This is a genomic window from Alkalispirochaeta americana, from assembly GCF_900156105.1.
Classification (GTDB): Bacteria; Spirochaetota; Spirochaetia; order DSM-27196; family Alkalispirochaetaceae; genus Alkalispirochaeta; species Alkalispirochaeta americana.
The window spans coordinates 1-11573 of sequence record NZ_FTMS01000031.1; the positions used below are offsets into that span (position 1 = coordinate 1).

Annotated in this window: 9 protein-coding genes; all 9 read right to left on the reverse strand. The window is 52.3% G+C overall.

From position 1 onward, the window contains the following. Positions 1–234 precede the first annotated feature (234 nt). Positions 235–1266 (reverse strand): ankyrin repeat domain-containing protein, encoded by a 1032-nt coding sequence (locus BW950_RS14095; RefSeq protein ID WP_143559274.1) that lies wholly within the window; start codon positions 1264–1266, stop codon positions 235–237. Positions 1267–1916: 650 nt separating this feature from the next. Next, complete coding sequence (locus tag BW950_RS14100; protein ID WP_076489943.1) at positions 1917–2423, reverse strand: hypothetical protein; 507 nt, start codon at positions 2421–2423, stop codon at positions 1917–1919. A gap of 278 nt (positions 2424–2701) precedes the next feature. Beyond that, entirely contained in the window at positions 2702–3625 is a 924-nt protein-coding gene (gene phnD, locus BW950_RS14105) for a phosphate/phosphite/phosphonate ABC transporter substrate-binding protein (protein WP_076489944.1), read from the reverse strand. Between the two features lie 191 nt (positions 3626–3816). Further along, on the reverse strand, positions 3817–4629 hold the full coding sequence (phnE, locus tag BW950_RS14110) for a phosphonate ABC transporter, permease protein PhnE (protein WP_076489945.1): 813 nt from the start codon (positions 4627–4629) through the stop codon (positions 3817–3819). Next, positions 4629–5438 carry a phosphonate ABC transporter, permease protein PhnE gene (gene phnE, locus BW950_RS14115; RefSeq protein WP_076489946.1) on the reverse strand — a complete coding sequence of 270 codons (810 nt, stop codon included), beginning with the start codon at positions 5436–5438 and terminating at the stop codon, positions 4629–4631. Before phnE (BW950_RS14115) ends, phnE (BW950_RS14110) begins: the two co-directional genes overlap by 1 nt. Continuing rightward, positions 5439–6230, reverse strand: coding sequence for a phosphonate ABC transporter ATP-binding protein (phnC, locus tag BW950_RS14120; RefSeq protein WP_076489947.1), 792 nt, complete (start codon positions 6228–6230; stop codon positions 5439–5441). It lies immediately after the preceding gene. Between the two features lie 270 nt (positions 6231–6500). Further along, positions 6501–7265 (reverse strand): response regulator transcription factor, encoded by a 765-nt coding sequence (locus tag BW950_RS14125; RefSeq protein ID WP_076489948.1) that lies wholly within the window; start codon positions 7263–7265, stop codon positions 6501–6503. A 3-nt stretch (positions 7266–7268) separates the two neighbouring features. Beyond that, entirely contained in the window at positions 7269–9104 is a 1836-nt protein-coding gene (locus tag BW950_RS14130; protein WP_159438818.1) for a cache domain-containing sensor histidine kinase, read from the reverse strand. 392 nt (positions 9105–9496) lie between these two features. Then, on the reverse strand, positions 9497–11191 hold the full coding sequence (locus BW950_RS14140; protein WP_076489951.1) for a class I SAM-dependent methyltransferase: 1695 nt from the start codon (positions 11189–11191) through the stop codon (positions 9497–9499). Positions 11192–11573: the final 382 nt, after the last annotated feature.

The window sequence follows — 11573 nt, forward strand, 5'->3', positions numbered from 1 at the left end:
TTCGCAAGATTGGCGCTGCTTTTGTTGTCGTCGTACTCGAAATCGGCCATGAGTATAAATTATCCCTTTTTTACTCATCAGACAAGACTGTGGAGTGACGGGCTCATACTCAGAAGTTCTCGCTTGCTCCTGATCTCTAAACAGACGGGCGAAGTCCTCTACGACGGTTCGGCGAATGATGAGGGATGATATGGGGATGGTTGCCGGGTGTTCACACCTCTACACTCAAAGGAGTCACGTATCCGTGCTGGCTCCGTGCTCCTGCAGCAGCGCGATGATCTCCTCGTCCCCCACCTGTTCCGCAATCACAAGAGGTGGCACCGCATACTCTGCATCGACGAAGAAGCCGGTTTGGAAGTAGTTGGGGTCAGCGCCACGCTCCAGCAACAGCTTGACCATATTCACGTCTCGCTGTCGGATCGCCAGATTGAGCGGGGTTTTCCCATCATTACCGACATTTATCTCAGCACCCCGATCAAGGGCTTTCTGGACAATGTCGGTCATTCCGAAGCTCACGATTTCGGGCCAGACACTCGTCTGCTGGGGAGCTTGCAGATTGCCGAATGCAAGGATGAGGTCCGCAACCTGATGCGAAACAATGCTCGGATCCGGAAGTGTGAGGAAATGTTGCATCGCATTATGACAGAGAACTTCGCTGTCCACCGCGCCATCCAACAGCATGGCTTTCATGTCGTCCACCATGGACGCCACCGCCAGTTTGGTGAAGATCTTTATTTGTCGCTCTTCTGCCGGATCCGGGTCGTCATCGAAGAAACTCTTTTTTGATTCACCAGTCTGCACCTGCGCCTGAGCGGGGGGCGCCGAACTGTCATCGAAAAAACTTGTCTTTGGTTCACCAGTCGGCACGTGCGTCTGAGAAGGAAAGGGTTGTGCGGACTGCAGCAGTGATGGATTCTGAAGGGGATCTCCGTAGCGGCTCATGTAGTCCGCGAGAAGCTCCTCGTCGGTCCTGCCGACGAGTGCCCCTATCATTTTTATTTCGTTGTACCTCGGGTCGTGACGTATGGCTGCAATGCGCTGCACGTTTTTCGCCCGTTCCTCTGCCGATCGTGCTTCCGCCTGCGCCTGTTGCTGTTGTTCCTGTTCAAACTGTCGCTGCTCATACTCGTCTTCCCTGCGCTGGTACCGCTCCTGACATCCATAGCTGCAGAAAAGGCGGTTCCCGTGTCGGGTATACCAGCCGAAGAGCAGATTACCGCACTCATCACAACGCACACCCGGCTTCAGAGGCACTTGGTATCCCATCACGCCCTCCACGATAATAATCCAGGATATCGGACACTATGATTGATAATTGATACAAGCCACTATGACTGACGTCAGTTTAAACAAAAACGTACGGCCACACAAGACAAACCAGGGGTACGGGGGCACGACTCGTTCGCATGCTATCCTGCTCATGTCGGGGTTGGAAAAACGACGACCCCGGGGAAATCCGCTGGAAGCACGTTGTTCCTGGTGGGATCGGCGAGCTGAGAGAGGATGGAGATGAAAGAGGATAGAAAACTTCCTGACACCGGTCGTGGCAAACCGTCCGCCGCGTGGCCCACCGCAGAGCCAGTGCGGTCTGTTGAGGTTTTGCCTGATCATGACGGCGAGCCTGTTCGTTGTAGTCAGGTACGTGGGAATGCAGTGGTGGCAACCGTAACCAGGACCTTCTGGTCCGACCGTGTTTCGTCCGCCGTGCCAGCCCTGCCTTATTGCGCGAGCTCTTGGCAGGCGTGGTACGCGTCTCGTTCTTTTCTGGTCATTCAGGCCTCCTTGAAGAGCCCGATTATTGGTTATCTCGCTCCACCGCGGTAGGTGGGGTCCTTTTGTCGGTTACCGATAGACCGCTACGGTGTGCCGGAGATCTTTAATACCGGCCAAGATTCCCGGTTCACCAGTGATGCCTTTCATTCAACCAAGCGAAGGGACAACTCTTCGTGGTTAGAGAGAGAGCCGAGGTAGTCAGTGGTATCATCGATAGGAAGAAATTGAAAACTAACACCGGCAGCAAGATAGTCATTCTCTTCTTCCCAAGCTTCAACTTCCTCTTGACTCCCAAACTCGATGGTCATGGGTAGTTGGAACTCAGCACTCGCACGAACGGTTGGCACACACCCCTTCGAGAAATCGGCTGCATACACCGTTATATTCTCACCCTCAATGTCGTCATTAGCAAGAATGTCTTCTGTACCGTCGAATAGGTTATCCTTGATGAAGGAGCAACGCAAAGCCTTCGCAGTCAGTGTGCAAATCTCTGCCAAGAGTTGCTTATCTGCTCCGCTTCTTCCACCGGCTTGTTTCCATAGTTCACAGGCCGTGATCAACGCCTGAGGCATGACTGCAGGATCGTCAGGCTGTTCATCGGCTGATCCCCATTTTATCTCCGCCTTGAATCGGCATGTTTTAGATCCCACAATTACCTTCCTTTTTTGGTTTCGAGGTTCTTTCGTAGAGTTCGCTTACCAGGTTGAAGAACATCTTTGCCTCCCGACGATCAATCGGCGTGTAGCCAATCCCGTCGCCGACGGTAAAGGCGCACAGACTTTGTGCGCCGTGACCAGAGCAGGATTGTCTTTCACCAAAAAGGCAGACGGTGGGCCTTCGGTAGTCTTGATTCACTCAAAGTCCACCCTCCGGATCACCGCCTTTCTGTTCCGATCCCCCGAAACCGTGCGGGGAACCGGTGTGTTGATTATTCGCCAAGAATCTCTGCTACGGATTGGCTACCCCTGCGAATGACCCGCTGGACTTCCCAATCCTGTTCATAGTCAATTTCGACGAACCGGTCTTCCTGTTCCCATTGCTTGGTTAGCTCTGTACCTGTCCAGTCAAATTCCAGAAAAGCTTGTTTGATTGCTTCCTGCAAATCCGGGTGCAGTTTGTTGCTCACGCCGTAAGCGGTGGATGGAAACAACGGTGATTCGTAAACCGTTTTCATCCAATCTGCAGGGTTGTCAATCCGTTCCCCTGCGTGCATGCGGCCAATGACAACGTCGGCAACGGGAGCCGCCTCATAGTCTCCATAGAACACACCCATGATAGAGTTGTCATGAGAGCCAGAAAAGAGAACGTCATAATCGGTGTTCGGAAGCATGCCAAACTCTTCGTATAACAGTGCCCGGGGGGCAAAATAGCCCGAACCGGAAGATTCTGAAACGAACGGAATTGTGCGGCCTTTCAAATCTTCCACGGTGTTAATGTTACCGTCCTGGCGAGCGATAATAGCCATACGGTAGCCAATCATACCGTCTTTGTTGCCCATTGCCGTCTGGGGTACAAAACCTGCTGTATTAACTGCATCTTCCACTGAACCAGAGGCAAAACCACTGATATGCAGCCGGCCGGCGCGCATGGCTTCTACCTGAGCTGCGTAACTGCGGACACCAAAATATCGAACGGAGCGTCCCAGTTCCTGTGAAAGGTAATCGATAAATTCAGCGAAGACTTCCTCATAGACAGCTGGGTCTTCTACAGGGGAATAGGCAAAAACAAGAATATCTGGGTCCAGCCAATCCTTGCTATCTGATGCGTCTTCTCGAGAACCGCCAGCGGTCAATGGCATCACAATTGCAAGTGCAAGAAGAACAATCATGATCATGGGTATCGTCTTTTTCATCTTTCTCTCCTTTTGATCTACACACGTCTGTCATCCATCGTGAGATACTGTCTCTGCAGTAACCCCATGGGCCCTTTCCCTTCAGTCGTATTCGTTTTATCACCTCCTCTCCTGTTCCTTCTCCGACATCCCCGGCCTGCTATGAACCAGAAGGGGCTTCTCTGCATAGGTGCAGTCCCCCAATCTGGCGATCAGGCCACCAGTGATCGAGCCTTAATGGAAATCCATTCAGCGACAAAAACAGTTGCGAGGATAACAAAGAGGACGAGGGATACTTGATCCCAACTCAAGCGGTTGATGGCTGAGTTGAGAAGGAACCCGATCCCTCCACCACCGACAATGCCGATAATGGTAGATTCCCTGATGTTTATTTCCCATCGGTAGACGGTGACGCCCACAAAGGCTGGAAGCAGTTGGGGTATATAGCCATAAAGGAAAACCTGAGCTGTCGAGGCTCCGGTGGCTTTGATAGCTTCTATGGGTTCTACATTTATTTCTTCAATCGTCTCATAGAAGATCTTGGAGATCATTCCCACTCCGCGAATTGCAATCGCGAGCATACCAGCAAATAATCCTGGACCAACAATCTGAACGAGGAGCAACGCCCAAATCAAGCTGGTTACCGAGCGCGAGGTGACGATCAGTGTTACTGCGATCAGGCGGACAACAGGATGTGGGGTTGTGTTTTTGGCTGACAGTACCGACAGGGGAACCGATATCAACGCTGCCACCAAGGTGCCAAAGATTGCAATATTAATCGTGTCCCAGAGTGCGGGCAGGACTCGCCTCATGTAACGCGTATCCGGTGGGAACATCCGGGAAATGAAGTCTATCATTTGGGCTGGTGCGTCCAGCACGAAGGGCCACATAGTTTCTTCCGAGATGTATTTGAACGAAATCAAGAAGATCAGAGCCCCTGCCAGCCAGTACAGGTAGCGTTTCAGTGACTGTCCGGCGTCTTTGTATACCCACTGTTTATGTGGAGATGTCTCGATAAGGGGCATTAGATCAACCTCCTTCGGATGGCGCTGGATGCATATTCCCCCATAATTACCAGAACGATGATAATCAGCAGGATGCCTCCGGCAGTGTTGTAGTCGTAGCGGCCCATGGCCGTTTCCAGAACCCCTCCAATGCCTCCTGCACCCACGAGTCCGATGACTGTAGACTGTCGGAAACTTTGATCTGCGCGATATATTGAAAGGCCAATAAATCGTGTCGAGATCTGCGGCCAGACTCCAAACAGCACCATCTGGGACCAGGAAGCACCGGTAGCGCGAATGGCCTCCAGAGCTTCTCCATCGATATTCTCAATGTCTTCGGCCAGCAACTTTCCCACAAATCCAATGCTGTTGACGACTAATGTCAGAACACCTGCAAATGGTCCAAAGCCAAACATGATTACGAAAAGAATGGCTAAAATGACTACATGAAGGCTGCGAAAAATACCGAGAAGGCATCGGCACAGAATGTATACCGGAATCGGCGAGATATTCTTGGCAGCCCCCAAGGTGATGGGAACAGCAAGTAACACCCCTACAGAGGTCGCGACGATCGTCATCGTGATACTTTCTGTGATGCCGTTGATAATATGATGCTGTCTGGCCGCGAAGTTTGGCCTCAGGAAAGCCAGAAGCATTGTTTTGCCCCTGTCCAAACCCGCAATGATTCTTTGCCCATCGATCTGAAAGGAATTGACTGCTGCGACAACGTATAATACAAGAGCCACCAGAATCATCCAGCGCAGAACCGGCGACTTGATCAGTGAAGGTTTCGACCAGGTTTGCTGTGCGACTGCATTCGCTGCCTGCATCTAGATTACCTCCTCATGCAAAGCATCATCAGAGTCGGTTTTGTTCGCTTCCCAGTCTTCCTCGCCGTAAATGAGAGTTAATGCTTCGTTGGTAAGGCCTCCAGCCGCTTGATCATAGACGATTTGGCCATCCTTCAGTCCCACCACTCGTTTCGAGTACATCTCGGCCAAGGTAACTTCGTGTATGTTAATAATGGCAGCGATATTGCGTTCCTGGACCAGCTCTGTAATTAACCGCATAATTTCGCGTGATGTCTTTGGGTCCAAACTGGCAGTCGGTTCATCGATCAAGAGAAAATCTGGCTGTTGCAACAGAGCTCGACAGATTCCCACGCGTTGGCGTTGGCCTCCGGACAGCTGATCAGCTCGGGTGTCTATATAGTCTGATAGTCCCACGCGATCCAACAGACGTAATGCTTCAGTGATATCGGCCCGGGGAAATTTCCTGGTCAAACTGGCGTAAAAACTGACGTAGCCCAGGCGCCCGGACAGAACGTTTTCCATGACACTTAAACGCTCGACCAGTGCATATTCCTGAAAGATCATTCCGATTTTCTTTCGAGCTTTCCTGAGAGCCCCTGAGTTCAGCTGACAGATATCTGTGCCCTGCATCAAGATCTGGCCGCTGCTGGGTTCTACCAGGCGATTGATGCAGCGGATCAACGTGCTCTTGCCGGCTCCTGAAGGGCCTATCAGGGCGATAAGATCTCCCTCGTGTACCGTCAAATCAACCCCCCTCAAGGCAACAGGACCTGAAGGGTACTTTTTGTGCAAGCTTTTGATGTCTAGCATGGGCTTTCCTCCTCTCCGTTATGTTGGGAATCATCCCCCACTGCGTTTTGTTTGCCACGTTGTGGACCTGTCCTGCAGTGTGGATTGTTGCACCAATGGCTCATTCCCTCTTCGTTCATTCAAGAAGATTCAGGGTAAGTCGCTTATTCTCATCACACAATGAACAAAGACGGGGAGTTGCGTGCACTTTTTTGGTGCTGTTTTGAAGGGGAGAGAGCGGAATCTGAAGCCCGGAGTGCGATAGAAATATCGCTGGCAGGACCGTGTTGCTTACGTTTGGTTTGTTTGGTGTGCTGACCTGTACTCGCTGGGACTCATTCCGGTCTTCTTCTTGAAGTACCGACTGAAATAGTGGGGGTTAAGGTATCCCACCATCTCGCCCACATTTTTAATGTCAGCTTCTGGATTCTGAAGCAATAATCGCTTGGCTTCCTGGATTCGTAAACCAGTAAGGTAATGCATGGGTGTTTCTGATCGCAGACGCTTGTATACTCGACACAGGTGTTCCGATGACAGGTTTAGCTGTCGAGCCATTTCCTGGATAGATATTGTCCTGGTATAGTTCTGTCGAAGATAATACTCTACAGCTTCCACCAAATGTTCTGTTGTTCGCTCAGAGAGTGATTTCACTGCTTCGGCGATATCTTCCCAATGGGTATCCAGCGACATTTTGATGTGGGTCAGTACCCGGCGAAGCTCTTCATCGTCGATGGGTTTGGTTAAGTATTCCTTTACGCCATAATGCATTGCCTGCTGGGCATACTCAAACTGGCCGTAGCCACTGATGATAACCACCTGAATATTAGGGTCTGTATAGAAGAGATGTTTGGCCAGTTCAAGACCATCCATAACCGGCATGCGGATGTCGGTCACTACGAGGTGGACCAGTTGCTTGTGGACAACATCTAAAGCGGCCTGGCCGTCCATGACGTCACTAATAACAGTAAAGCCAAGATCCAGCTGGTGAATCCTCCGAACCAGGTTGGCTCGCAGCAGATCCTCGTCCTCTACCACCAGTACATTATAGCCAGCCATGGTTTATTCGCTTCCCCCGGGAGATGTTGTCCCTCCAATAGTTACGGTGGCTCCGCCACCGGGGTTGTTGTTCACGTGAAAGGTGAAATCATCGTGGTAAAACAGCCTGAGGCGCATATAGGTGTTTAATAAACCCATACCCTCCGATGGTTGGCCGCAACTGTCGTCAGGAGACAGCCTGTTTTCTGCATAGTGATTCAGGGAGGCCAGAATTTCGGGACAGAAACCATGGCCATTATCAGTAACGGAGACGAACCATTTTTCTGACACGGCGTGACGGTCAGATACCGGCTCTATCCATCCAGAGATAGCCAGACTCCAGGGAGGAGTGCCTGAGAAGCCATGTTTGATACTGTTTTCTACCAACGGTTGCACCAGGAGTTTGGGAACGGCGATGGCGTGCATATGGTTTGGAATATCCACAGTATATGACAGGTTGCTCTGCAGACGAATTTTCATGAGCCGCAGATATGTTTCTACGTATTGAATTTCCTCGGCCAAAGGAACTCCCTGCTCCGATTTCGCGGCAATATAGCGTAGCATATAGGACATTTCCTTGGTGAACTGGCTGATTTCCAAGTTCATGCCTTCATCGGCCATGGCCTGAATAGTCGCCAGATTATTGTAAAGAAAGTGAGGATCCATTTGACTTTGGACGGCTAGTAATTTTGCATGCGCTTCCTGGGTCTGTGCGCTAACCAGTTGGATGACAGCTTGGTTAAGTTTCTGCTGCATGGCGCGGAAAGCGCTGTCGATGGCTTGTAGTTCATCCAGCGAGGTTCGCAGATTTTCTTGTGTACAACCGGTATCGCTGTCGAGTGCGCGCAGTGTGGTGATGTTCGTCCCGGCGATGGTCGCATGCAGATCAGCTAAAGGGCGAATAATGGTCCCCGATACTGCAAAAGAGACGATTAAGGTCAAGAGCAGGACCGCCATTCCAAGTCCGAGAAAGATCCACGTGAAATGGATTAGGGGTTGGTAAACGATGCTGCTCGGTGATGCCACGATGACAGTCCATCCAGTGTAGTCTGATGATGCATAGGTTATGATTTGCTGGCGTCGGCCGTCCGGATCGGTTGCGCGATGGGCTGCTTGAGGCTTCCAGTTCCGCTGTTCGATTAGGTTCAGGTAATGGACTCCGGCGGTATCGGGGGTAGGGTTGTATGGGTAGACATATAGCCCTTTGGCATCGAGGACATAAAAAGATGCATTCGGATGATATTGGCGCATGCGCTTCAGGTAGCTAAAAACTGCATTGTAGTCTTGCAGTACTTCAATAATTCCTTTGGCTTCCAGTGTGCCGTCTTTATAGAATCGGGTCATGGAAAGAAAGGGCCTGTCTCGAAAATGGTAATTACCGGCATCGATATATTGCAACGGCTTGGGACCAGTCAGGTTTTTTGCTCCATCCAGCTCAGAAGTTCGCTCGTACCAGTCCTTGTTCGGCAGGTCGACGTTAATTTGCTGGTTGAAGAGCCCCGCTCCAATCATGTGCCCTTCCAGGCTGTAGATGTTTACCTGATTTACAATTTGGAATGGGCCAATGACTGCCGAGATGGTATCCATCAAGGCTTGCTGTGTCCGCAGGCGCTCTTCAAAATCCTCATCAGCCGAGAGCATCATGTACCGCTGTAAGTGGGATTCTACCAGGGTTGAGTAAAATATATTCATTGAAACAGTGTCCATGGTAGCTACTTCGGAATCGGTCGCCTCTATGATGGCCGTGCTTAGCTGGTTTTGCTCCGCAATGATTCTGTTCATCGCAGACCTGCGGTAAAAGGTATAGAACAGGGTGGCCGTCGCAAGGAGGACAACAATAATCAGGGTCGAATAAACCACGAAGAGACGTCCGCGAAAGGAGTGTATCCGTAAGGATGGTTTAAACATCAATGACACTGGTTATTCCTGCCTGAAGAAAAGGTTCCAGCCTCGTAAAGCCAGCTGCCACAGTGTAATGAAGTGAATCCCACGGTCAAGCCTCTCAATGAGGGTCTTAAGGTTTTCCTGGATCATTTGGGCAATACGATACAGGGCGCTGTCCTCGGAAGATGTCAACGTAGAGGGCATCTTCCGCACCCGCCCCGACCAGGTTTATGAGTGGTTCATGGCTATGATTCCGCGCAGGCTCGACAAGATGCCTCCCGCCATTCGCCAGGCACACCTCCACCGTGCTGCCCGGCTCTTGCAGCGCCCCTGATACCCGCCAGCCGGGAAGGTTGAAACAGCAAAACCTAGATATCCCACCGTTTCACCGCGCGGTTTGAAGCGGTAAACTCGATCGCGTTTTTGAATACCTCAAAAAGTTCCTGCTGTCTGGCGCTCCCGAAATCATGAAGGGGTTCCCCCAGAAACCGCGTGGCGTGGGCGCTGAACATCGCCGGTTCCGCCGCCCAGAGAGCTTCCCAGTTCCCGAGGATCCTGCTCCGGCTTGCTTCCACCAAGGGGCGGCTTGGCAGTTTGTCGCGCTTTGTGTTGTTGACGGTCCGATCGGCGGGGAGGAGATTCCAGAGATCGTTGGAATACCACAACGCCCAGGGGATCGCGTGATCGACCTCGAGGTGCACCATCGTCCTGATCGTAGTGCCGCTCCATACGCATTCCAGGTTGCCCTTTGCCGCCAGCGATGCCCCGTAAACACCCCGGGCTATCGAGGTGTCATGATCGTTACGGCGTGGTCTCAGCAGAAGTGCCAGAACCGTTTCCGAGGTCACGTGGTTTTTCTGGTGTTTCAGGTCCGCCACAAACTCCGCCCACCGGATCAGGATCGAGTCCTCGATCCAACGGCCCATCAGGGCGAGCTCCGTCCAGAGGGTTCCGCCGATGTACAGGTCCCCGTCGATGATCTCAAAGAGCTTCTTTCCGGTTCGCGCGTTGCCGGCGTACTGTACGGGCTGGCGGATGCCGCGGCCGATATCGTTCAGTACGTTGCGCAGCTCTCGTTGTTGCTCTAATGGCAAGGCGCCCCTGTCCAGGGCGGCCCGGAACGCCGGGTATCCACCGGTTGGTTCCCACCGTTGTGTGAGGCTGGAGAGGCTCCTGCGGAAGGTCATGTCTTGCTTGCCCGAAACGCGCTGGCCCAAGAGGATCTCCTCGTCGTTACCAGCGCCGATTGCCACAAGGGGCCAGTAATACTCGATCCACCGTTCGGCCACGATGTTGATCGGGACCGCAACGCGACCATCTCTGGTCCAACGGCCGGTCCTCGTAGTATGTACCGCCAGATCGGTGACTGCCCGGAGGAGGGCAAACTTGTAGGTGTTTACCTTGCGATCGTCCCAGAGGATCGATTCGACCGTCTCTAGCGGGTTGAGTCCTGCAGAGAGGGGAGTCGTGTAGACCTGGGTATGCCAGAGCGACCTGGTTTCTTCGTGGTGATCATCGATCTGTGCGGTCAACCGGAGACCCAACCGCTCAAGGAAAAACCGGTATTCTCCCGGATCCCGGAGAATATAGCGTCTGCCATCGGCGTGTATCCCCTGAGCGACCGATGCGTGGTGTGACGGAATCTTGATGAGGAGGAATCCGCCCGGTGCCAGAAGCGAACGGAGTCGGTACAACGAATCCAGGAGCAGGGTATCTTCGAGATGATGGAGCACGTGTATGCAGGTGATCGCCGCAAAGGATCCGCCAACCGACTCGAGACCCGGCAAGGAATCACCGTGGAGTACTCCGTCGGGAATCGAGTGCCTCCGGCGGGCCTCGGCGAGCATCTCCTTTGAGGGATCGGTACCTTCGGCCTGGTAGCCATGCTCGCGCAGCCACGCCACGTCCCGGCCGGTACCGCAGCCGACGTCGAGCACCTTGTCGCCGGGACGTAACAGCGTGATCAGGTGGTGCAGGTGCGTGACACCCGCCTTCTCATAAATCCTGCCAAGCTCTTTGGCATTATCGCGATAATGTTGCTGTGTGCGCCAATCGTCGGTCATCTCTTCTATCGATTCTACCGCACAAAGCGATTTTGGGGTGCCTCTGATTATCGTTCAGGTGCCATTTTCTCTTGGGGATACGGAAAAAATCCTGAACAAAATCCTCTGCCGATTCTGAGATCATCGCAGGAATGATTGAAAAGGTGTTCTTTCCTGCGGGATCAAGACTTGGTCCGCCTCCACGCTTGGCGTCAGGATCTGATAGCAGAGGTAAAAAGGAAAGCAGGCGACGTATTCCGTCGGCTGTTACCAAACTGGCGTCAAGACCATTGCCTTCTTCCTTCTACAATACCGTGACGTAAGGTAGTTGACGTATTCTTTATGTTCACCGGGCAGGTGTTTCTGTATTCGCACGATGAGTTCCTGATAGGTCATGTTGTGA